This is a genomic window from Sphingopyxis witflariensis, assembly GCF_002205635.1.
GTDB classification, from domain to species: Bacteria; Pseudomonadota; Alphaproteobacteria; order Sphingomonadales; family Sphingomonadaceae; genus Sphingopyxis; species Sphingopyxis witflariensis.
The window spans coordinates 320059-342595 of record NZ_NISJ01000003.1 but is presented as its reverse complement, the minus strand read 5'-3'; the positions used below and the strand labels follow the sequence as shown (position 1 = coordinate 342595).

Below are 22537 nucleotides of genomic sequence, written 5' to 3'. Positions count from 1 at the left end.
CGCGCGCGTTAGCGCGCCAAGGCCGCGGGCGAAAGGGCGCTATTTTCCTTTCGCACCGTCATTGATCTCAATAGTGCGCTTTTCGCCCCAGGTCGTGACGGTGCTGGCGGCGCGGCCGGCATCGACGATTTCCATGGCCCGCTGGGGCGAGGGGAGGCGGTTCTGCGAGACGAAATGAATATCGACCGCTGCCATGTGGAGGGTCACGTCAAAGCGTGGGCCGCCCCCTTGTCCCGGATTCAGCACGTTGCCGACTGACGGCGCGACCCACACGCCATTGCCATTGTCGCCGATGGCGAGAAGGTAGGAATCCTGGGCGGCATCCGGTCGATAGACAGTCTTGCTGCCATCGAGCCCGCTGTCGCGGCACCATTGCACCTGTTCCTGCTTTCGCTTTCCCTCGCCTGCAACGGCCGAAATCATCGCGGTGGCGAGCGAGTTCGTCATGTCGACGGGCGCATCTTTCGACGATTTTCCAAAAGCCAATGTCTTCTGGCAAGGCGTGACGGGCAGCGCTGCGGGTATCGAAACCGGATTCTCCGGCCAGCGGATTTCTTTCAGCCATCCTTCCATCGCCTGCGCCAGTTCGGCGGGGCTTTTGTCGCGTGAGGTGACGCGAAGCTTCACATACCATTCGCCAAAGGGCAGCAGCGCGATTCCGGTGCTCTTGTATGAGCTGGCGTCGGGGGTCGCATAGACCGTCTTGAGGCCGACGGCGTTGGTCTGGCCCGGCGGTGTAAAGGCTTGAGGCGCGACGGCCAGCGTTGCGCCCTGAAATATCCCGCGATTCTCGATCGACCACTGCGCCTGCGCCATCCAGACCGGTACGCCGCCATTGGTGTTGCGAAAGATGTAGAAGGACAGAAAGTCGCGCGCGTCGTCGGGTTCGAAACTCAGGCTGAGGTCGAGCTCCTGCGGGGCGTAGGTTCGTGCCTGGGTCAGCGTGTTGCCGCCGAGCGTAGCGGGCACGGTGATGCCGCTATGTCGATGGGTCCAGGGCTTGCCGGTTTCGACCACCAGTTCGCCCTGCGCCGACGCAGGCGCTGCGAAGCTCAGCGCAAGCAGCGCCACAGAATAAAGTCCAAAATCAGAATATCTTGCCATCGATCCGCTCCCCCCGACCCAACATGCGCGAGGCTGTCAGATCGGGGCGATGATGGCAAGCGACGCGCGGCCTCAGTCGGCGAGCGCGGCCTTCAACTGGTCGACGAGGTCGGTGCGCTCCCAAGGGAAGGCTTCGCCGGTCGCGGTGCGGCCGAAATGGCCGTAAGCTGCGGTCTGCTTGTAGATCGGCTTGTTGAGGCCGAGGTGGGTACGGATACCCTTCGGCGTCAGGCGCACGAGCTGCGGAATCGCTGCCTCCAGCTTGCCTTCGTCGACATTGCCGGTGCCGTGCAGGTCGACATAGATCGACAGCGGCTCGGCGACGCCGATCGCATAGCTGAGCTGGATCGTGCAGCGGCGCGCGAGGCCCGCGGCGACGATATTCTTCGCCAGATAGCGGGTGATATAAGCGGCCGAGCGGTCGACCTTCGTGGGGTCCTTGCCGCTGAACGCGCCGCCGCCATGCGGGCTTGCGCCGCCATAGGTGTCGACGATGATCTTGCGGCCGGTCAGGCCGGCGTCGCCGTCGGGGCCGCCGATTTCGAAACGGCCGGTCGGGTTGATGTGATAGACGGTGTTCGCGGTCAGCAGTTCGGCGGGCAGGACATCGGCGATCACGCGCAGGACATAGTTGCGCAGCTCCAGATATTTCGCTTCGTCGCCTTCGCCATTGTGGAAGAAATAACCCGGCGCATGCTGGGTCGACACGACGATCGCGGTCGCTTCGACCGGGCGCTCATTGGCATAGCGCAGCGTGACCTGACTCTTGGTGTCGGGCTCAAGGAAGGGGGCGTTTCCGGCCTTGCGGTCGGCAGCCATGCGCTCGAGGATCTTGTGGCTGTAATCGAGCGTCGCGGGCATCAGATCGGGGGTTTCGTCCGACGCATAGCCGAACATGATGCCCTGATCGCCAGCGCCTTCGTCTTTGTCGCCGCTTTCATCGACGCCCTGCGCGATGTGGGCAGACTGGCCGTGGAGGTTGTTTTCGAAGCGGAAGGTTTCCCAGTGGAAGCCATCCTGTTCATAACCGATTTCGCGAACCGTGTTGCGGACGGTGGCTTCGATTTCTTCGAGTGCGCCCGGCGCCCATGCGCCATTTTCATAGACGCCCTTGCAGCGGATTTCACCGGCCAGCACGACCAGCTGGGTCGTCGTCAGCGTTTCGCACGCCACGCGCGCCTCAGGATCCTTCGACAGAAACAGGTCGACGATCGAATCACTGATCTGGTCCGACACCTTGTCGGGATGTCCTTCGGACACGCTTTCGGAGGTGAAAAGGAAGCTGTTGCGCATGGGAGACTTTCTTTGAATCAGATATAAAGAAAAGTTTATGTGGCCGTGCTGTTAGCGTCCGCGCCGCCGAAAAGCAATGGCCAGCGCGAGCAGCAGCAACGCAAATCCGACGGGCAGAATGTTGCCGAAGCGCGCGAACAGCGTGGGGGCGTGCGGCGGCGGGAGTGTGGTGTCGATGCGGCCGGCCTGATGCATCGGCAGCGATTTCAGCACGCGGCCGTCGGCGTCGATCACCGCGCTGATCCCGGTCGGCGTCGCGCGGACGACGGGCAGGCCTTCCTCGATCGCGCGGAGCCGCGCCTGCGCCAGATGCTGCGGCGGCCCCCATGCGCCGAACCAGGCGTCGTTCGACGGGTTGAAGATGAAATCGGGGCGGTTCGCGCGGTCGACGACCTGACCCGAGAAGATGATTTCGTAGCAGATTTGCAGGCCGACCCGCCCGAAGGCGCCAAGGTCGAGCGTTTGCGGGCCGGGGCCGGGCCAGAAATCAATATCGCCGGGCGCGAGCCGCGACAGGCCGAGCGCCGAGAGCAGCGGCCGCATCGGCAGATATTCGCCGTAAGGGACAAGGTGCGCCTTGTCGTAGCGCGGCCCGAGCGTGCCGTCGGCATGCACGGTCATTGCCGCATTGCGCGCGCCGACGACTTCGCCGGTCTTGTCGAGTTCGAGCTTGAGCGCGCCGAGCAGCATCAGGTCATCGGGGTTCATCAGGTCCATGAGGCGCGCGCGGGCCTCGGCTGGTGAACGGTCGTAATAGACCGACGGATAGCCGGTTTCGAGATAGTCGGGGATCGCCGCCTCGGGCCACAGGATAAGGCGCGGGGTATCGTCCTTGGGCCCCGTCAGCCGCGCGAGCTTGGCGAAATTGGCGTCGGCCTTGCCGCCGACCCATTTGTCCTGCTGCCCGATATTGGGCTGGACGATGGTGATTGCGGTTCGCTCATCCGCAGGGCCTTTGCTGCGAACTGCGGCGTCGACATTGTCGCTCAATTGCACCAGCGTCGCGGCGCCCCACATAGCGAACAACGTGCCGAAAAGAGCGAGGGCAGCGGCGCGTCGGCGATAGCAGGCGAGCAGGAGAATTGCGGCGGCAAGGAAGACAAGACCGCTGGTGCCATAGGTTCCGATCCAGCGCGACGGTGCCGCGAAGTAGGGTACGGCGATCACGCTCAAGGGATTCCAGGCAAAACCCGTGAACAGCCAGCTCCGCAGCCACTCGGTGAGCGCCCACAGCGCGGCGAAGGCGAGGATAAACGACAGCGTCGGGGCCGTCGGCGTAAGGCTGCCAACGGCCCCTGCCTTCGCGGGGGTGACGAATTTGGTGATTGCCCACGCCCCCCACGCTGCAAGCGCCGGATAGACGGCGAGGAACAGCGACAACAGGCCAACCGCGATCCAGCCGAGCCACGCTGGCATGGCCGCCTGATAGGTGAAGGCGGTGGCGATCCAGTTGAGCCCGAGGATGAAATGGCCGACCCCGAACGCCCAGCCGGTGCCGAAGGCGCGCCGCCCGCGCGGCGCGCGCGCCACGAGCGCCATCCATCCGGCGAAGGTTATAAAGGTTAGCGGCCAGAGGTTCAGCGGCGCGAAGCCGGTCGCCGAGACAAGCCCCAGCGTCAGGGCCAACAGCTTTGGCCAGCGGTCGGCGAAAGCGGCGATGCGGGAGGATAGCGCGGTCACGCGCGCTGCTTTAGCCGGGCCTTCTCCCGCCCACTAGAGCATATATTTCATGCGGATCGCCTGATGCGTGTCGCCCGTCACGACGAAACTCGCCGATTTGAAGCTCGGCGGGCCGACGGTGATCGTCGGGTTGCGCGAAAAGCCGAAGCCTTCCTTTGGCAGGAAGATCGCAACGTCCATCTTGTTGTTGCTATTCTCGTCATGGACGACCGCGATTGCAAACGTGCCGGTCGCGGGGGCGGCGATGGTGAAATCACCCGCGTTCGCGGCCTTCACCGCCATCCGCACCGAACCCTTGTCCTTGCTGCAATCGGGGAAGGCTTTGGGATTGGTGGTCAGGCAGACCAGTATCTGCCCCTTCATATTGCGCAGCCCGGTGACGCTGATCTCAACCGTCGGCGGCGCTGCGCTCGCGGTCAGCAGCGGCAAAGCGGCCAAGGCCCAGATCGGTGCTGCACGCCTTGTCCCAGAATCGGAAATAAAGCCCATAATTCCCTCGGTAAGCGGCGTGATGCTGCTGATGATGCGTTGCGGTTATCAGCCAGCGGCCCGCGGGTCCATGGACCAGCGCACGCGGGAACATCTCCCACCCCATATGATTGCCGACCCCCATGATCGTCATGATCGTGAGGACGAGCCCGAGCGCCGCGACATGGATCGGGATCAGAAAGACCAGCGCCGGGATCACGACGGCACCCGTAATCGCCTCAACGGGGTGGAAACTCATCGCCGCCCATGCGGTCGGCGGGCGGCTCTCATGATGGACCGCGTGGGCGATGCGGAACAGCCACGGCTGGTGCATCCAGCGGTGGGTCCAGTAAAACCATGTGTCGTGGATCAACAGATAGGCGAGCAGACTGACCGGCAGATACCAGAGTGGAAAGGCGCTCAAGTCGGTGTAGATGCGGGTCCATCCGCGCTCCTGCCATCCCCACGCGACGATGCCGGCCGGAATGCCATAGATGGCGGCGCTGGCGAGGCTCCAACCGATTTCGCGCCGCATCTGCGGTTCGAGCCCTCGATAGAGGCCGGGGTGCTTCAGCTTTGTGGCAAATGCAAAGGCGCCGCTGCTGATCAGATAGCGCACGCCGACAATGGCGGTCATCGCGAGCGCGGAGAAAATCAGGGCGGCCATGCACGAAGCGATAGCGGTTGTGCGCGCGCGCGGCTAGGGCTGGGGCATGACTGCGACGGACACTCTGCCCTGTGATATCGCGATTGTCGGTGGCGGGCTGGCTGGCGGGCTTGCGGCGCTTGCGCTCGCGGCGAAGCGTCCCGACCTCGACGTGCGGCTGGTGGAGGCCGGCCCGATCGGCGGCAATCATATCTGGTCCTTCTTCGACAGCGACATCGCAAAGAATGACCGCTGGCTCGTCGCACCGCTCGTTCGTCATCATTGGGGCGCCTATGACGTTGCCTTCCCGGAGCATCGGCGCACACTGAAGATGGGGTATAAGAGCATCACCGGCGAAGCGCTCGCGAGCGCCGTCACGGCGGCGCTGCCCGCCGGGCGGATCATCGCCGACCGCGCGAAGCATGTCGCGCCCGACCATGTGCTGCTTGCGCGCGGCGGGCGGCTGTCGGCACGGCACGTCATCGACGCGCGCGGGGCGAGCAAATTTCCAACCCTCGACTGTGGCTGGCAGAAATTCGTCGGGCAGGCACTGACAGTCGGGGGCGGGCATGGCGTCGCGCATCCGGTCGTAATGGACGCGACCGTCGAGCAGTTGGGCGGCTATCGCTTCGTCTATCTGCTCCCGCTTGATACCGAGACATTGTTCGTCGAGGATACTTATTATAGCGACGACGCCGAGTTGGACGAGGTGGCGGTGCGCGAGCGGATCGCTGCCTATGCGGCGGCGCGGGGATGGGATGTGACGGCGGTGACGCGGGAGGAGACGGGGGTGCTACCGGTGGTGATCGCAGGGAATTTCGACCGTCTGTGGCCTGCGTCCGACCGCACTGCGCGAATCGGTACGCGCGCCGGGGCGTTTCATGCGACCACCGGCTATTCGCTGCCCGATGCGGTGCGGACCGCGGCGGCGTTGCCCGCGCTTGCCAGTCGCGCCGACCTGCCGGTCGTGCTGCGCGACCGCGCGGCGGCGGGATGGCGGCACCAGCGTTTCTATCGGATGCTCGGCGCGATGCTGTTTCGTGCCGCCGATCCCGAGCAGCGCTATCGCATCTTCGAACGTTTCTATCGCCTGGCGCCCGGGCTGATCGCGCGTTTTTATGCCGGACGATCGGCCCGCAGCGACAAATTGCGAATCCTGACGGGCAAGCCGCCGGTGCCGGTCAGCCGCGCGATCGCGGCGCTTTCGAAGTTCGACTGGAAATGACCCGCCGCGCGATCGTCATCGGCGCCGGTTTCGGCGGCCTCGCACTCGCGATCCGGTTGCAGTCGGCGGGGGTGGTGACCATCATCGTCGAGGCGCGCGACCAGCCCGGCGGGCGGGCCTATCATTGGAAGCGCCACGGCTTCACCTTTGACGCCGGGCCGACGGTGATCACCGACCCGCCATGTTTGCAGGAACTGTGGGCGCTCAGTGGGCAGGATATGGCGACCGACGTCGATCTGGTCCCGGTGATGCCCTTTTACCGGCTCAACTGGCCCGACGGCACGAATTTCGATTATTCGAATGACGAGGCTGCACTGCGCGCCGAAATCGCGAAACTCCATCCCGACGATGTTGCGGGCTACGACCGCTTCCTCGAATATTCCAAGGGCGTGTATGAGCAGGGCTATGTGAAGCTCGGCGCGGTCGCCTTTCTCGACTTTGCGTCGATGATCAAAGCCGCGCCGGCGCTGATGAAATATCAGGCGTGGCGCAGCGTCTATTCGATCGTGTCATCCTATGTACAGGACGAGCGGCTGCGGCAGGCGCTGTCCTTCCACAGTCTGCTCGTCGGCGGCAATCCGATGACGACGAGCGCTATCTATGCGCTGATCCACACGATCGAGAAACAGGGCGGGGTCTGGTTCGCGCGCGGTGGCACCAATGCGCTGGTTGCGGGCATGGTGCGGTTGTTCGAACGGCTCGGCGGGACGCTGCGCCTCGGCGATCCTGTGGTGAAGATCGAGACCCTGGGCGACCTTGCGACTGGCGTCACGACCGCGAGCGGCTGGCACGGCGACGCCGATATGGTCGCGTGCAATGGCGACCTGATGCATAGCTACAAGGCGCTGCTCGCGGATCATCCGCGCGGTGCGAAGGTCGCAAAAAGTCTCGCGCGCAAACGCTGGTCGCCGTCGCTGTTCGTCGCCCATTTCGGGGTGAAGGGCGATTATCCCGATATCGCGCACCACAGCATTTTGTTCGGCCCGCGCTACAAGGGCCTGCTCGACGACATTTACAAAAATGGCGTCGTGCCCGATGATTTCTCGCTCTATCTCCACCATCCGAGTGCGACCGACCCGGGGATGGCGCCGCCGGGTCATGCGAGTTTCTACGCGCTCGCCCCAGTCGCGCACCTCGGCAAGGCGCAGGCCGATTGGGACGGCGAATTTGGTGAAAAATTCGCCGATGCGATACTGGAAGAGGTCGAGCGGCGGGTGCTGCCGGGGCTGCGCGCCAACCTCGTCACCCGCTTCCACTACACTCCCGCCGATTTCGGCCGCGACCTGTCAGCACATCTCGGCAGCGCGTTCAGTCTGGAGCCCCTGTTGTGGCAAAGCGCGTGGTTCCGCGCGCATAATCGCGACGATGTAATCGACAATCTCTATTTCGTCGGCGCGGGAACACATCCGGGAGCGGGGATACCGGGGGTGGTCGGCAGCGCCAAGGCGACGGCGGCCCTGATGCTGGGAACGCTCGACTGATTGTCTCGACTTCGCTCGACACGAACGGGTAAGGGAGGGTTTATGAAACGCCTTGCTGTCTATTGCGGGTCCGCGACCCCCACCGATCCGATCTATATCGAAACCGCCCGCCACGTCGGGCGCACGCTCGCCGAGCGCGGGATCGGCGTCGTCTATGGCGGCGGCCGGCTCGGGCTGATGGGCGCGGTTGCCGACAGCGCCTTGGAAGTCGGCGGCGAAGTGATCGGGGTAATCCCCGAGGCGCTCGTCGGGACCGAGGTTGCGCATCGCGGCTGCACCGAACTTCACGTCGTGTCGGGGATGCACGAGCGCAAGCGCATGTTCACCGACCTGTCCGATGGCTTCCTCACCATTCCCGGCGGGGTCGGGACGATGGACGAATTGTGGGAAGCGATCAGCTGGGCCCAACTCGGCTATCACGCCAAGCCCGTTGGACTGCTCAACACTGCGGGCTTCTACAACGACCTCATCGCCTTCAACCGCAAGATGATCGACGTCGGTTTCATTCGCCCCGCGCACGCCGGGATCATGGTCGTCGATGCGGGAATCGACGAATTGCTCGACAAGATGGCGGCCTATGAACCGCACGCCCCGATCTTCGCGATGAAGGCCGACGATCTGTAATGACGGTGGAGGGGGTCTATGATGCGCATGCCCTCCATGGCTTCGCCCATGACAGCATTGCGCGCGGGTCCAAAAGTTTCGGACTGGCGAGCCAATTGTTCGACCGCATCACGCGGGAACGCGTCTGGTTACTCTATGCCTGGTGCCGTGCCGCCGATGATCTGACCGACGGGCAGGATCATGGCGGCGCGATGCGTGAGGGACATGACGCAAGCGCCGCGCTGGGCCGCATCCGCGCGCTGACTGATGCGGCCTTCGCGGGGCGGCCCACCGGCGAGGCGGCGTTCGATGCACTCGGGCTGCTGCTCACCGAGGTCGAGATTCCGCGCGCGGTGATCGACGACATCATCGCGGGGTTCGCGCTCGATGCCGACGACTGGCGCCCGCGCAGCGAGGCCGATTTGCTGCGTTACAGCTATCATGTAGCGGGTGCGGTCGGTGTCGCTATGGCGCTGGTCATGGGCGTTGATCCCGGCGACGAGACAACACTCGACCGCGCTTCGGACCTTGGTATTGCGTTCCAGCTCGCCAATATCGCGCGCGATGTGGCGGAGGATGCCGCCGCCGATCGTTGTTATCTCCCGATGGAATGGATGGTCGAACTCGACATTCCGCCCGGCCAGCATATGCACCCCGCCTTTCGCGGACGACTGACCGTGATGGCCAAATGGTTGTCCGAGATGGCCGAGGAATATGAAGCCTCGGCGCGCTGGGGCGCGCGCAAGCTCCCCCCGCGCAGCCGCTGGGCGGTGCTGGCGGCGACGGGCATCTATGGCGACATCGCGCGCGAGGTGCGCGCGCGTGGAGACCATGCGTGGGATCATCGTGCGGGCACCTCGCCGATCGCCAAGCTCGGCTGGGTCGCGCGCGCTGGCTGGTCGGTTTTGCGCCGTCCGCCGCAGCGGCGGATCAGCCGTGAGGGACTGTGGACGCGGCCGAGGATCGATCGGGGCCACGGGGCCGAAGCATGAGCGAACTCGAGTGGGGTGCTGCGGCGCTTGTGCTGATCAATGTCGCGCTCGTCGCGCGGCGGAGTGTCTGGAACTATCCCTTCGCGCTCGCCGCGGTCAGCCTCTACGCCATCGTTTTCTATGATGCGCGACTCTATAGTGACATGCTGCTTCAGGGCTTTTTCTTCGCGCTCAACCTCTATGGCTGGACCAATTGGCTGCGCGCGCGCGGTGATAGCGGCGTGCCGGTCGGAGTCATGACGACGCGTGATCGCGGGCTGTGGGCATGCGCGACGGTGGCGGCATGGCTGGTGTGGAGCTTTGCCATGCACCGTTTCACCGACGCCGCTGCACCCTGGGCCGACGGCGCGATCGCAATGGCGAGCATCGCCGCGCAATGGTTGTTGGCGCGCCGGCGGGTCGAAAGCTGGTGGCTGTGGATTCTCGTCGATCTGATCGCGGTGCCACTGTTCGCGTGGCGCGGGCTGTATGCGACGAGCGCGGTCTATGTGCTGTTGCTCGGCATTTCGATCGCCGGGCTGATCGAATGGCGGCGCGCAGCAGTGCGCGGTGAGGCGCCGCGGGAAGGGGTGGGCGCATGACCCATCATATCTGCCTCCACGGCGCTGAAAGCACCGGCAAATCTGCGCTCGCGCCGCGCATTGCGGCTCGGTTGGGTGGGCTGGTCGTCCCCGAATATGGGCGCGCCTATTGCGAGGCGCATGGCACCGATCTCGATGCCGACGATCTGCGCGCGATTTTTCGCGGCCATATCGCGGCAACGCAGGTGACAATGGCGCGGGGGCCGGCGTGGCTGATTTCGGACACGGATCCGCTGATGACGCAGGCGTGGGCGGTGATGCTGCTCGGCGAACGCTTGCCGGAGATTGAGGCGTGGGGCGATGTTGCCGACCTGTATCTCGTTCCCGCGATGGACCTGCCATGGGAAGAGGATGGCACGCGGCTGTTCGGCAGTGATTCGGCCCGCCGCCAGTTCATGGACGTCGCGATTGGCGAGCTCGAACGCCGCAAGCTTCGCTGGGCGTGGGTCGAGGGCGAAGGCGACGCGCGCCTTGCAAATGCGCTCGCGGCGATCGAGGCGGCGGGGTTGGGTTGAGATACTTCCTCCCTGTGGCGAAGCCATGGGGAGGTGGCAGCCCGTAGGGCTGACGGAGGGGCTGTGGCGCGGGCGTCGCGCCCCTCCACCACCGCTTCGCGGCGGTCCCCCTCCCCATCGCTGCGCGACAGGGAGGATCAGGCGGAATAAGCGTCGCGCAATTCGCGCTTCAACACCTTGCCGATCGGGCTGCGCGGCAGTTCGTCGACCACGGTGATCGCGCTCAGTCGCTGCGTCTTGCCCACCTTGGCGTTGCAGTCGGCGCGCACGGCATCGGCATCGGCGCCGGCTTTCAGCACCGCGAAGGCGACGGGGGTTTCGCCCCATTCCTCGCTCGGCATGCCGACGACGGCGGCCTCGACGACGCGGTCGTCGGCGAGCAAAATGCCCTCAAGGTCGCTGGGATAGATGTTGAAGCCGCCGGAGATGATCATGTCCTTGGCGCGGTCCATCAGGGTCAGGAAACCATCCGCGTCGATCCGCCCGATGTCGCCGTGGCGGTAGAAGAGATTTCCGTCGCCATCATACCAGTGCATCGCCTTGGTCGCGTCGGGGCGGTTGTTATAGCCCGTCATCATCGCGGGCGAGCGGCCGACGATTTCGCCGACCTCGCCTTGCGGCAATTCCTTGCCGTCTTCGTCGATCACCTTGGCGATATGGCCGGGCGCGGGTTTGCCGACGGTGTGGAGCCGGTCGGGAAATTGATGCGCCTCGAGGATGAAGGTCGCGCCGCCTTCAGTCAGGCCATAGATTTCGACGAGTCCGCCGGGCCAGCGCGCGAGCACATCGGCTTTCAGCGATGCCGGGAAGGGCGCCGAGGTGCAATATTTTACGACGAAACTCGACAGGTCGAAGTCTCCGAAATCCTCGAGCGCCATGATGCGGCGATATTGCACCGGGACCAGCATCGTGTTCGTAGCGCGCTCACGTTGTGCCAATTCGAGGAAGCCGCGCGCGTCGAATTTTTTCATCAGCACGACCTGCCCGCCCGATCCGAGCGTGGGCAGGAAGCTTGCCATCGTCGTGTTCGAATAAAGCGGGGTCGAGAGGATCGTCACCGCTTTGGGGCCATAGGCGGGCGCGCCGCGGATGATATGCTGCCAGCGCATCGCATGGCTGTGGACGATGCCCTTGGGCGTTCCGGTGGTGCCCGATGAATAGATGATGTTGAAACCATCCAGCGGATCGATCGTGACCGGCGCTGGGGCGCTGCCTTCGGGCGCAATCCAGTCGGCGAGCGGGGTTCCGGCGTCGCTGCCGTCGATCGCGATGCGATCGGGTGCGGTGACATTCTGCTCCGCGAGGCTCGCGGCGGCGTTCGCGTCGAGGAACAGGTGGCGCGCGCCCGTGTCGGCGATCATCGCCGCCATTTGCTCGCCCGTCGCGCTGTTGGTGATCAGCCCCGCGACTCCGCCTGCGCGCAGCGTGGCCAGGATGACGGCCATTTGCTCGACGCTGTTCAGCCCGGCGACGGCGGTGCGATCGCCTTTTTGAAAGCCATCCTGCTGTAATCGGGCCGCAATCCGGTCCACAAATGCGTCCAGTTCGGACCAGCTCAGCCGCCGTTCGGCGTCGGCGGCGGCTATGTCGGCGGGACGTTCGCGGGCGTGAGCGCGAATGAGGTCGGGCAGAGTGGCGAAGTCGCTTTCGAGCATGTCGATACTGGTCATGGATCGAAGACGTAGCACAGGCGCGGCGTGGTGCAATGCCGGTCGGGCAGGGGATAGGTGGTTGGGGCGAACCGCCGGGATGGGAGATGCATGGGGTTAGCGCAAGGGCATGGAGCGGCGGGTCGGGCGGCGCCGCTGATTGCCGTGCATCATCCCGACGCGGCGCGTGCGATGCAGCTCGCAGCGGCGGTGGCCGCCAATGGCTATCGCGTCGAACTGTTGCCATCTTCCGGCGCCGGGCTGCAGTCGTGGCGCGATGGCTGCTTCGACCTGCTCATGCTCAATCCCTTCCACGGGCGGCCCGATCCGATCGAGTTCATCCATCTGGCGCGCAGCATCGCGGCGCGGCGCCCGCTGCTGGTCCTGTCCGACCGCGATGCCTTGACCGACCGGATGGCGGCGCTGCGGGGAGGGGCCGATGATGCGATCGGCTGGACGGACAATCTGCCCGAGGTGCTGGCGCGGATGAGTGGCCTTGTTCGGCGCAGTCGGCTCGCGGCGGGGCAGCTTGGCTGTGACGAGCTGCGGATCGACCTCATCGATCGGCGGGTCGAGCGCGCCGGGCGGCTGATCCGCCTGCCGCTGCGCGAATTCGACCTGCTGGCGAATCTGGCCCGCGTCCCCGACCGGCCGATATCGCACGCGGCGCTGCTCAAGGCCGTGTGGCGCATTGATTTTGATCCCGGTACCAACCGGGTCGCGGTGCATATGTCGCGGCTGCGTGCGAAGATTGACCGCAATTTCGCCTGGCCGATGCTGACGACGGTCAAGGGGCGGGGCTATGCCTTGCGCTCGCGCCCGGCTTGACCAACAGTTTCAACTCGCTACTCATTCACGGCACAACGAAAACAACTTTCCCCGGAGATGATGGCCCGATGCATCCTTCTGTTTACGCCCGCACCACCCCCGAAAAGCCCGCGATCATCGTCGCCGAAACGGGCGAAGCGATCAGCTATGGCGAGTTGGAAGCGGCATCGAATCGCGCCGCGCAGCTGTTTCGCAAACATGGGCTGGGGCATGAGGATGTCGTCGCCTTCATGCTCGAAAACACCCCGCATTATTATGCGCTGACCTGGGGCGCGCAGCGCGCCGGGCTGCGCTATGTCTGCATTTCGTCGCGGCTGACGCAGGACGAGACCGACTATATTCTCGAAAATTCAGGGGCCAAGATCCTCGTCGTGTCGGCCAGCCTCGCGGCCGCGGCGCTGCAACTGACAACGCAGATCGAGCGATTCTCGATGGGCGGCGATATCCCCGGCTGGCCGAAGATCGAAGATGCGCTGGCCGAAATGCCCGCGACACCCGTCGCCGACGAGCGCGCCGGAGTTGACATGCTCTATTCGTCGGGCACCACCGGCCGGCCCAAGGGGGTGCGCGTACCGTTGCCCGAAGAACCCGCGATCGACGCGCCGAATACGATGGTTATGCTGGCCTCGGCGGCGTTCGGGATCAACGCCGACAGCATCTATCTGTCGCCCGCACCACTGTATCACGCCGCGCCGCTGCGCTGGTCGATGACCGTCCACCGGCTTGGCGGGACGGTCGTCCTGATGAAGAAATTCGATCCCGAAGCCGCGCTCGCAGCGATCGAGCGCTTCGGCTGCAACAGCGCGCAGTTCGTGCCGACCCATTTCGTCCGCATGCTCAAACTGCCCGATGACGTCCGCGCCAAATATGATGTGTCGTCAATGAAGGGTGCGATCCACGCCGCCGCGCCGTGCCCGGTGCCGGTGAAACAGGCGATGATCGACTGGTGGGGGCCGGTGCTGCTGGAATATTACGCCGGGTCCGAAGGCAATGGCATGACCTTTGCGACCAGTCCCGACTGGCTGGCGCACAAGGGTACGGTGGGCCGCGCGATCAGCGGCGTGTTGCACATCGTCGGCGACGACAATGAAACCGAACTGCCGGCGCGTCAGGAAGGCGCGGTATTCTTTGAGAGCGAACAGCTTTTCGAATATCATGGCGACCCCGAAAAAACCGCGTCGAGCCGCAATGCCAAAGGCTGGTCGACGCTGGGGGATGTGGGCTGGGTCGATGAGGAGGGTTTCCTGTACCTCACCGACCGCAAGAGCTTCATGATTATCTCGGGCGGGGTGAACATCTATCCGCAGGAGATTGAAAACCACCTCGTTACCCATCCCAAGGTTGCAGACGTCGCGGTAATCGGCGGTCCGCACGAGGAAATGGGCGAGGAAGTGATTGCGGTTATCCAGCCCGCCGACATGGCCGATGCGACCGATGCGTTGCGTGACGAACTCATCGCCTATGCGCGCGAGAAATTGTCGGGGGTCAAAATTCCGCGGCGGATCGACTTCCTCGAAGCCCTGCCACGCCACGACACCGGCAAGCTATACAAGCGCTTGTTGCGCGACCAATATTGGAAGCCGGCGAATTGACCGCGCGAGTCGGCGGCGGATCGACAGCCCGTCGCCCTGACGTTGGAGAGATGCTTATGAACAAGGCAATGATGACGGCGGCGATCATGCTCGCCGTGGGATTGGCGGGCTGCGGCAAGAAGGACGCACCGCCGGCAGACGACAAGGCGGCCGTCGATACGATGGCGACCCCCGCTGCGCCGATGGCGGCGATCCCGATCGATCCCGCAAAACCCAATGCCTGCGACAGGCTGGCCGATGTCACGCTGACGGCGGTGATCGACAAGGCGACGAATGCGCTGAAGATCAGCGGTACCGCCAACGCGCCGCAACTTGGCTTTGCCGCGGCGCTTCAGGCCGGCCCGCTTGACAAGATGAACCCGCCGAATCAGGTCGTCCTGTTGCGTGCCAATGCACCGGCAGCCGGGGGCGCTGCGGTCACGGCGGTTCCGCTCAACCTCGACATTCCGCACGCACAGCCCGCCTATAATTCGGTTCGCGTTGTCTGCCCGGGCGTCAAGGATATCGAACTCAAGGTCGGCTGAGCCGAAGCAACGAAAAAGGGGTATGGGGTGACGGACGAACGTATCGAATTTTTCTTTGATTTGTCGTCACCCTGGACCTGCCTCGCCTTCCACAATCTGCCGGCGATATTGGAACGGACGGGCGTGACGGCACGCTATCGGCCGATCCTCGTCGGCGGGGTGTTTAATGCGGTGAACCCGGCGGTCTATGCCGCGCGCGAACAGGCCGATAACCGGCGCATGGCGCACAGTTGGAAGATATTGAAGGATTGGGCGCGGCTGGCGGGGGTTCCGATGAATTTCCCGTCGGTATGGCATCCGGCGAAGAGTGTTCAGGCGATGCGCTTCGCGGCCGCGCTGGAGGATGATCAGGCGGCGCTCGAGCGCTTCACGCGCGCGGCTTTCGCGAGCTATTTCGGCCGACAGGAAAATCTCGACGATCCCGACATACTTGAGGTTGTGGCGATTGCCGAGGGGCTCGACGGCGCGGCGATCCGCGCCGCAGCGGGCAGCGATCGGGTCAAGGCCCGGCTGCGTGCCAATACCCAAGAGGTCGTCGCCCGCGGCGGCTATGGTTCGCCGACGATCTTCGTCGATGGCACCGACATGTATTTTGGCAACGATCAACTGCCGCTCGTCGAAGCGGCTCTGACAAGCAAAAGCTAGAAGGACTCTCCCATGAAGGACCGTATTTCGATCACCATGCTAGATGGTGGCATCGCCGACGTGCGGCTGATCCGTGCCGACAAGATGAACGCGCTCGATACCCAAATGTGGGCGGCGCTGATCGAGGCGATCGACACGCTGAAAGCCACGGCGGGGCTCCGCGTCGTCGTGCTGTCGGGCGAAGGCCGCGCTTTTTGCGCCGGGCTCGACCTGTCGAGCCTGAGCGACGAGCGCACCCCCGGCGGCAGCAGTGCGGGCGGCAGCCTGGCCGACCGCACCAAGGGCATAGCGAACAACGCGCAATATGCAGCGTGGGGTTGGCGCGAGCTGCCGGTCCCCGTGATTGCTGCGGTCCACGGCGTCGCCTTTGGTGCGGGCAGCCAGATCATGGCCGCTGCCGACATTCGTATCGTCCACCCCGACACGCGCATCGCGATCATGGAAATGCGCTGGGGCCTCGTCCCCGACGTCGCCGGCATGGCTTTGTGGCGTACGCAGGTCGCCGATGATGTGCTGCGCGAGATGATTTACACCAACCGCCAATTCAACGGGTCGGAGGCGAAGCTGCTGGGTTTTGCCACTCATGTGTCGGACGATCCGCTCGCGCGGGCGATGGAACTGGCGGCGGTGATCGCCGACAAGAATCCGCACGCAATCCGCGGCGCCAAGCGGCTTTGCAACATGCTCGCCGATGCGAGCGATGCGGAGATTTTGCAGGCCGAAAGCGACGAGCAGGTGAAGGTGATCCATACCCCCAACCAGATGGAAGCGGTGATGGCGGGGATGCAGAAGCGCAAGCCGAACTTCGCGGATTGAGCGGAGGGGGCATGGTGGTGAAGTGAGGAGTGTCCACATGCAGCCGTTCCCCGGCGAAAGCCGGGGGCCTGAGCGCCACTAACCGACGATTGCTCTGTAACTCACTGGGCTCCGGCTTTCGCCGGGGAACGGGAGTGACGGCTAACGACCAATTTCAGCAGCTCAGCCGATATTTTTCTGGCCCCTAGTCCTGACCGTTCGCGATCGAACGCTAACCGCGACTGGTCTAATGGGGTAAATTATGATGGATCGGTCTTTAGAAAGCTCAAAGTGGCAGCGATTTGTCCTTCGGCCGTGGTTGCTTCAGCAATGAGCAGGCGCAATGCCTTTGCGGTGTCTTCCAGAAGTCCGGCACCAAGAGGCCGCTCGCCATTGATAAAACGGCGGATGGCCCGCTCGTCTATGCCAAGGCGCCGCGAGAAAGCAGTGGTGCCACCGAACAGTTGGACGCAATAAGCAAAGTGCTCGCGTCGCTCGTCCATTGAAAATGACGCGGCCATTATTTCCCCTTTTCGTTCGCTGTCGGTGGTCATAGGCTATCTTGTGGATGAGGCGCAATCGACCAATTCTGGACGTTAAAGCCCTCTCCCAACGGGAGAGGGGAATGAACTGCTTCCCATCTGTGGACGCCCCAAAAGACGCAAGCGGTTTTTTGGAGGTAATGCACGTAGTCGGATGCTGCCATCTGTCCGGCCTCTGATGCAGCATCGGAGGCTGCGGGCCCGTATGGGAGTTCGCGGACCGGAACCACATCACCCACAGCGTGCTCGCGGCACGGTGGAAAGCCCTGGTTCTTCCGGCCCCGTCTCGCCGACTGTTGTGCCATACTCTCCTTCGACCGACTACGCCTTCCGGCGACCTCTGGTCCGCCTTGGCTTACGCCGCGGCTGCGACCGGAGCTCTGTAATCCTCGTCTTTCACTAGCACGGCCCAGATGATCCGCGCTGTCTTGTTGGCAAGGGCAACCGTGACCAGCATACGCGGTTTCCTCGCCATCATCTGCTCTAGCCATGAGCCCTTAGGCGCGCCTCGCTTGCTGGCCTGCAGGACCACCGCACTGCAACCTATGATGAGCAGTCGCCGCAGTGTGCGCTCGCCCATTTTGGATATCGAGCCCAGCTTCTGCTTGCCGCCCGTCGACATCTGCCTTGGCGCCAGCCCTAGCCACGCCGCAAAGTCCCGTCCCTTGGTGAAGGTTTCTGCCGGCGGCGCAAGAGCCGCCAATGCGGTGGCCGTTATGGGCCCAACCCCAGGGATCGTCATCAGCCGCCTCGCGACGGCATCCTCACGAGCCCGGCGCGCAATCTCCTTGTCGAGATCGCCGATCTTCTCGTTCAGCTCCTCCAGCAGGTCGAGCATCGTGCGGAACATCGCCCTGGCTGCCTCGGGTAGCGACGAGCCCATCTCGTCCTCAAGCAGATCGCCGAGCATCGCGACGTGCGACGGGCCTTTGGGCGCTACCCAGCCATATTCGGTCAGATGGCCTCGGATGGCATTGATCAGCTGGGTACGTTGCCGCACCAGCAGGTCACGGGTCCGGAACACTAGGCCTGACGCCTGCTGCTCTTCACTCTTGATCGCCACGAACCGCATGCTCGGGCGCTGGGCGGCCTCGCAGATCGCCTCCGCATCCGCCGCATCATTCTTGTTCCGCTTCACGAACGGCTTCACATACGCCGGCGGGATCAGCTTCACCTCGTATCCCAACCGTGTGAGCTCTCGGCCCCAATGGTGCGCTCCCCCACTGGCTTCCAGCGCGACCGTACAACGCTGGTGCCCAGCAAAGAACTCCAGGAGCTTCCCTCGGCCGATCTTGCGGCTGAACAGCGCCCGCCCGCTCGCATCCGCGCCGTGCGCATGAAAAACATTCTTCGCGATATCCAGACCGATTATGCTAACTTCCGACACGGACGCCTCCTCTAGTGGTGTGACAACACCTCCACTATGGCACATCGATGCCGCCGGGGGGCGTCCACCCCATCACCCCAAAGCGGACAGCCAAGCGGTGCCGGCCGAGTCAGATCAGCTTCAGAAACCGCACCGCATTGTCCCAGTCACGCTTGTGCGCGGCACGCTGTGCCTGCGCCTGCGCATCGGCGCCCCAGCGGCGTTCCTGATAAAGCTCGTCAAGGCTGACCGCCTGCCACAGCGTCTCGGCATCGACTGCTTCCTCAATATGCGCGAGCCCGGCGACGAGCGAGCCGCCGATGGTGACGAGCGGGGTCAGCGCCGTCATCCGCCACGGGTCCTGCACGAACACCGCGTCGCGGAGCGCGGCGACCGTTTCGGCTGGTTGATTGACCGGCAAAATGCCCTGGGTGATCGTGAATTCGACACCATAGCGCGCCTCGGCCCAGGCGAGGTGCGGGTTCCATGCTGCGACCTGCTCGGCCTGCAGCGCGGCGTCGCGGTCGTCGCGATAACAGAAAAGGTCGGTCGCGGCATAGGCGGCGATCGGCTCGGCAAAGGCCGCAGGGTCAGGCGTCGCAAGGTCGATTGCGGCGTTGGCGAGCCCGGTCAGCGGCATGGTTGCCGGGGAGATGTCCTCGCCCTGAGCCTGCCATTCGGCGGCGATGGTGCGGCCGAGGGTTTCGGTCGGCACGATCAGCAACGCCCGCTTCGGGGTGCGTACGGGTCGCCCGTCGAGCGCAACGCCCCAGCCGCCGTTTTCGGGCACGGCGACGGCCTCTTTCCAGAAACGCTTCATGTGTCGCTCACAGGTCGCGCGGCGAGCGCCAGCGCCGCGCGAGCAGCTTGGGCATCACGGCAAAGTCGAACGCGCCGACGAGCACGAAGACCACGCCGATCCAGCGGTCGGTCGGTTGACCCGCGAGTTCCCACCCGCCGCGGATCAGCACAAAGCCGATCATCACGAACAGCGCGCCCATGATGCGGATCATGGTGATCGCGAAAAAGCGTTTCTTGGCGAGACTGTCTTCAGCGGATGTCATGCGCTCTCCCTATCGCCGCCGAGGTGGCGCATCAACTGCGCGAGTGCGCCATGGCCGGTCGCCTCCAGCTCCGCGGCGACACGCTCGCGCTCGTCGGCGGGCTTGTTCTGCGACAGCTTGATCGTCGGGCGCCAGGCGGTGATGCGGATTTCGAAGCCGGTGATCGCACCCGTCATCTTGCTGAACAGCGCCGGGTTCATCTTGTCGCGCGTCCATGGCGGGGTCGCGCCGATGCGCGCCTCGTGGCTCGCCGACAGCGTATCGAGCTGTGCAATCAGTGCGTCGTCGCCCAGCTTCCGCGCCATGCCTTCCATCTCGACCGCGACATAATTCCAGGTCGGGACCTGATCGGTGGCGCTGTACCAGCCGGGGCTGACATAGGCATCGGGGCCCTGCACGACGACGAGCGCGCTCGCGCCGTCCAGATGCCGGGTCAGTGCATTGCCGCGCGCGAGGTGGAATTGCAGCGTCGCCGCATCATCGCTCAGCACCACCGGGGCGTGCGCGACGCGCGGGCCGTCGGGCGTGTTCGCAAAGATGGCGGCAAAGCCGATCTCGCGGACGAACAGCGCCGCGAGGTCGTCTTGCCCCGGACGGAAGGCCGAATTGGGATGCATCAGGCCGGTTTGGCGGGCCGCGCCGGATGCTTCTTGGCGCTTGGTTTCTTGCCTGCGGGTTTTGCGGTTTTTTCCAGCTTTCCAGGCTTAACCGGCTTGCCGGGCTTGCCCGGTTTCGGTTTCGCCTTCGCCTTGTCCTTCGCCGGCTTGCCGACAAAGTCGGTCGGCTTGCTGTCGGCGGTGCGCCCACGGCGTTCGCCGCGCCGCGCCTTGCGGATCTGCTTGCTGTGCGCCTTGGCTTGCGCCTTTAGTGCCGATTTGGGCGGTGCAGCCTTGTTGGTGGGTTCGATCCCGACATCGCCGAGCAGCATGTCGAAGCCGATCGAATCGAGGCTCATCTTGAAATGCTCGGGCAGGTCCGCGCTGACGTCGATCGCGCCGCCATCGGGATGGTCGATGCGCAGTCGGCGGCTGTGCAGATGCAGCTTGCGGCTGATCGCTCCGGTCAGGAAGGCGCCCTTGCCGCCATATTTGCCATCACCGACGATCGGGTGGCCGATCGCCGCCATATGGACGCGCAACTGGTGGGTGCGCCCGGTCAGCGGTTGCAGTTCGACCCAGGCGGCGCTGTTCCCGGCGCGTTCGATGACGCGGTAGCGCGTCTTCGACGCCAGGCCGTCGTCATGCACATGCATCTTCTCGCCGCCCGAACCCGGCTGTTTGGCCAGCGGCAGGTCGATTTCACCTTGCTGGATTTCTGGGACGCCGACGACCAGCGCCCAATAGGTTTTGCGCGCGCTGCGGTTCGAAAAGGCCTTGGCGAAAAAAGCGGCGGCGCGCGGAGTGCGCGCGATCAGCAGTGCACCCGACGTGTCCTTGTCGAGGCGGTGGACCAGCTTGGGCCGCGTCGGACCGTCGAACTTCAGCGCGTCGAGCAATCCGTCGACATGCGCGTCGGTCTTGGTGCCGCCCTGCGTCGCGAGCCCCGGCGGCTTGTTGAGCACCATTGCAGCGGCGTCGCGGTGGATCATCATGCCGGTCGCCAGCTCGACATCGGCGTCGGTCAGCGGGCGGCCCTTGCGTGCGGGGCGAGCGACGGTTTCAACTGGCGGGGTCGGCATGACGAGTTTCTGACCGGTCGCGATCCGATCCGACACATCGGCCTTCTTGCCGTCGAGCCTTAACTCGCCCGAACGCGCCCAGCGCGCGAGCAGCGCGTGCGGGGTTCCGATGCGATGGCGTTTGAACCAGCGGTCGAGGCGGATGCCGTCGTCTTCTTCGGCGATGATCGCCTCGTCCTGATTGGGAGTGTTCTTGCTCATACCGATACCTGTCGCGTGATAAGGAGGCCCAGCCCGCAGGCGATGATCGCACCGACGACAGAGGCGAGGACATAGGCAAATGCCTGCCCCGCCTGACCGCGTTCGAACAAGGCCCAGAAATCGAGGCTGAAAGCCGAAAAAGTGGTGAAGCCGCCGAGGATTCCAACCCCGACGAACAGCCGCATCGTCTCGCCCGCGTCGCCGCGTGCGAGCCAGCCGATCAGCAGGCCCATCGCGAGGCCGCCGGCGATGTTGATCGACAGCGTCCCCCAGGGAAAGCCGGGGCCGATGCGCGCAATGACCCATTGCCCGACAAGATGCCGGGCGCCGGCGCCGATAGCGCCGCCGACCATGACGGGAAACAGGCTGTTCATATGCCTCGCCCTAGCCGCAAATGGTCGCGAGGCATAGCGACCTGATTGCGGGGCCCTGACGCTAGGCGTCGGGCGGGGGCTTGATTGCTGTCGCGGGACGTTCGTGGGTGGCGCGCCATTCAGCGGGCTGCACGAAACTGCCTTGCCAGATCCCGCGCCGCCTTGCCTGTGCCTCGGCCTCCTCGACCATATAGGCATCGCCGGTTGCGACGGCCCAGCCCTGACGGACCATTTCGGCGCCAAGGTCGACGCCATCGGGAAAAGGCAGCGTGCGGCATTCGGCGAGCCTGCGATGATAGGCGTCCCTGGCGGCGAGTTCGCAGCGGAGCGGGCCGCGCCCGGCGAGTGATGCCAGCGCCGTCCGCGCCTCGCGCCCGCATGCCCAGCGCGTCCCGTCGGGGCGCCCGCAATCCTGCCGATACTCGACGGCATCCAGCCCGGTGAGGCGGATGGAGATGTCACCGCTTTCCTGCCGGACATTGAGACTGTCGCCGTCGATGACATGCACCAAGGGTATAGTCGCGACTGGGGTGGGCAGCCAGACCCAGGCGACGAACGCAAGCCCCGCAAGCAATAGCAGCGCGAGCAGCGACCGGAAGCGCCGCCGCCAGCGCAGGCGGGTGAGCGGGGAAAGGCGCAACATCATGGGCTTGGCCTGACCGCGGCGTGCGAATTTGGCAAGCGAGAATAA

General features: G+C 64.7%; 25 protein-coding genes. 11 read left to right on the top strand and 14 right to left on the bottom strand.

All coding sequences use genetic code 11. From position 1 onward, the window contains the following. Positions 1-39: 39 nt before the first annotated feature. The 5 genes from CDQ91_RS08190 to CDQ91_RS08170 all read right to left on the bottom strand — a co-directional run bounded on the left by CDQ91_RS08190 (position 40) and on the right by CDQ91_RS08170 (position 5212). A complete protein-coding gene (locus CDQ91_RS08190; RefSeq protein WP_144036726.1) occupies positions 40-1104 on the bottom strand; it encodes a hypothetical protein in 1065 nt (354 codons plus the stop codon). A gap of 72 nt (positions 1105-1176) precedes the next feature. Next, positions 1177-2397, bottom strand: a complete 1221-nt coding sequence (gene metK, locus CDQ91_RS08185; RefSeq protein ID WP_088472213.1) for a methionine adenosyltransferase — start codon at positions 2395-2397, stop codon at positions 1177-1179. 51 nt (positions 2398-2448) lie between these two features. After that, positions 2449-4077, bottom strand: coding sequence for an apolipoprotein N-acyltransferase (gene lnt, locus CDQ91_RS08180; RefSeq protein ID WP_088472212.1), 1629 nt, complete (start codon positions 4075-4077; stop codon positions 2449-2451). Between the two features lie 33 nt (positions 4078-4110). Then, complete coding sequence (locus CDQ91_RS08175; RefSeq protein WP_237245882.1) at positions 4111-4515, bottom strand: DUF2141 domain-containing protein; 405 nt, start codon at positions 4513-4515, stop codon at positions 4111-4113. Beyond that, positions 4466-5212, bottom strand: a complete 747-nt coding sequence (locus CDQ91_RS08170) for a sterol desaturase family protein (protein WP_088472211.1) — start codon at positions 5210-5212, stop codon at positions 4466-4468. Before CDQ91_RS08170 ends, CDQ91_RS08175 begins: the two co-directional genes overlap by 50 nt. Positions 5213-5258: 46 nt before the next feature. Here CDQ91_RS08170 and crtY point away from each other — a divergent pair, with 46 nt between their 5' ends. Genes crtY through CDQ91_RS08140 form a run of 6 tightly spaced genes read left to right on the top strand, consistent with a single transcriptional unit; the run spans position 5259 to position 10588 of the window. Further along, positions 5259-6416: a lycopene beta-cyclase CrtY gene (gene crtY / locus CDQ91_RS08165; RefSeq protein ID WP_088472210.1), complete on the top strand. Its 1158-nt coding sequence runs from the start codon at positions 5259-5261 to the stop codon at positions 6414-6416. Beyond that, complete coding sequence (locus CDQ91_RS08160) at positions 6413-7897, top strand: phytoene desaturase (protein ID WP_088472209.1); 1485 nt, start codon at positions 6413-6415, stop codon at positions 7895-7897. Before crtY ends, CDQ91_RS08160 begins: the two co-directional genes overlap by 4 nt. 42 nt (positions 7898-7939) lie before the next feature. Then, the gene (locus CDQ91_RS08155) at positions 7940-8521 is read left to right on the top strand and encodes an LOG family protein (RefSeq protein WP_088472208.1); all 582 of its coding nucleotides are present in this window, start codon (positions 7940-7942) and stop codon (positions 8519-8521) included. Beyond that, on the top strand, positions 8521-9492 hold the full coding sequence (locus CDQ91_RS08150) for a phytoene/squalene synthase family protein (protein WP_088472207.1): 972 nt from the start codon (positions 8521-8523) through the stop codon (positions 9490-9492). Before CDQ91_RS08155 ends, CDQ91_RS08150 begins: the two co-directional genes overlap by 1 nt. Beyond that, positions 9489-10073: a nicotinamide riboside transporter PnuC gene (gene pnuC, locus CDQ91_RS08145; protein WP_088472206.1), complete on the top strand. Its 585-nt coding sequence runs from the start codon at positions 9489-9491 to the stop codon at positions 10071-10073. The genes CDQ91_RS08150 and pnuC overlap by 4 nt, the downstream gene beginning before the upstream one ends. Next, entirely contained in the window at positions 10070-10588 is a 519-nt protein-coding gene (locus tag CDQ91_RS08140) for an AAA family ATPase (protein WP_088472205.1), read from the top strand. Before pnuC ends, CDQ91_RS08140 begins: the two co-directional genes overlap by 4 nt. A 137-nt stretch (positions 10589-10725) precedes the next feature. On the opposite strand, the gene CDQ91_RS08135 is transcribed toward CDQ91_RS08140, so the two are convergent. Then, on the bottom strand, positions 10726-12258 hold the full coding sequence (locus CDQ91_RS08135) for a class I adenylate-forming enzyme family protein (RefSeq protein WP_088472204.1): 1533 nt from the start codon (positions 12256-12258) through the stop codon (positions 10726-10728). A gap of 90 nt (positions 12259-12348) precedes the next feature. Between CDQ91_RS08135 and CDQ91_RS08130 the strand changes: the two genes are divergently transcribed. From CDQ91_RS08130 to CDQ91_RS08110, 5 genes are all read left to right on the top strand, one after another. Beyond that, positions 12349-13065 carry a response regulator transcription factor gene (locus CDQ91_RS08130; RefSeq protein WP_088472203.1) on the top strand — a complete coding sequence of 239 codons (717 nt, stop codon included), beginning with the start codon at positions 12349-12351 and terminating at the stop codon, positions 13063-13065. A gap of 68 nt (positions 13066-13133) precedes the next feature. Further along, on the top strand, positions 13134-14657 hold the full coding sequence (locus tag CDQ91_RS08125; RefSeq protein ID WP_088472202.1) for an acyl-CoA synthetase: 1524 nt from the start codon (positions 13134-13136) through the stop codon (positions 14655-14657). 56 nt (positions 14658-14713) lie between these two features. Beyond that, positions 14714-15181, top strand: a complete 468-nt coding sequence (locus CDQ91_RS08120; RefSeq protein ID WP_088472201.1) for a hypothetical protein — start codon at positions 14714-14716, stop codon at positions 15179-15181. Positions 15182-15208: 27 nt separating this feature from the next. Then, the gene (locus tag CDQ91_RS08115) at positions 15209-15826 is read left to right on the top strand and encodes a 2-hydroxychromene-2-carboxylate isomerase (RefSeq protein WP_088472200.1); all 618 of its coding nucleotides are present in this window, start codon (positions 15209-15211) and stop codon (positions 15824-15826) included. Positions 15827-15838: 12 nt separating this feature from the next. Continuing rightward, positions 15839-16642, top strand: a complete 804-nt coding sequence (locus CDQ91_RS08110; RefSeq protein ID WP_088472199.1) for a crotonase/enoyl-CoA hydratase family protein — start codon at positions 15839-15841, stop codon at positions 16640-16642. Positions 16643-16881: 239 nt separating this feature from the next. Here CDQ91_RS08110 and CDQ91_RS08105 read toward each other — a convergent pair whose 3' ends face one another. From CDQ91_RS08105 to CDQ91_RS08070, 8 genes are all read right to left on the bottom strand, one after another. After that, positions 16882-17175 carry a helix-turn-helix transcriptional regulator gene (locus CDQ91_RS08105; RefSeq protein WP_237245881.1) on the bottom strand — a complete coding sequence of 98 codons (294 nt, stop codon included), beginning with the start codon at positions 17173-17175 and terminating at the stop codon, positions 16882-16884. 343 nt (positions 17176-17518) lie between these two features. Continuing rightward, positions 17519-18550, bottom strand: coding sequence for an IS110 family RNA-guided transposase (locus tag CDQ91_RS08100; RefSeq protein WP_088472322.1), 1032 nt, complete (start codon positions 18548-18550; stop codon positions 17519-17521). A 109-nt stretch (positions 18551-18659) separates the two neighbouring features. After that, a complete protein-coding gene (locus tag CDQ91_RS08095; protein ID WP_088472198.1) occupies positions 18660-19349 on the bottom strand; it encodes an ATP12 family chaperone protein in 690 nt (229 codons plus the stop codon). A gap of 7 nt (positions 19350-19356) precedes the next feature. Further along, the gene (locus tag CDQ91_RS08090; RefSeq protein WP_088472197.1) at positions 19357-19593 is read right to left on the bottom strand and encodes a hypothetical protein; all 237 of its coding nucleotides are present in this window, start codon (positions 19591-19593) and stop codon (positions 19357-19359) included. Further along, positions 19590-20210, bottom strand: coding sequence for an FMN-binding negative transcriptional regulator (locus tag CDQ91_RS08085; RefSeq protein ID WP_088472196.1), 621 nt, complete (start codon positions 20208-20210; stop codon positions 19590-19592). Before CDQ91_RS08085 ends, CDQ91_RS08090 begins: the two co-directional genes overlap by 4 nt. Further along, a complete protein-coding gene (locus tag CDQ91_RS08080; RefSeq protein WP_088472195.1) occupies positions 20210-21472 on the bottom strand; it encodes an RluA family pseudouridine synthase in 1263 nt (420 codons plus the stop codon). Before CDQ91_RS08080 ends, CDQ91_RS08085 begins: the two co-directional genes overlap by 1 nt. After that, entirely contained in the window at positions 21469-21846 is a 378-nt protein-coding gene (gene crcB, locus CDQ91_RS08075; protein ID WP_088472194.1) for a fluoride efflux transporter CrcB, read from the bottom strand. The genes CDQ91_RS08080 and crcB overlap by 4 nt, the downstream gene beginning before the upstream one ends. 61 nt (positions 21847-21907) lie before the next feature. After that, on the bottom strand, positions 21908-22492 hold the full coding sequence (locus tag CDQ91_RS08070; RefSeq protein ID WP_201791877.1) for a thermonuclease family protein: 585 nt from the start codon (positions 22490-22492) through the stop codon (positions 21908-21910). Positions 22493-22537: the final 45 nt, after the last annotated feature.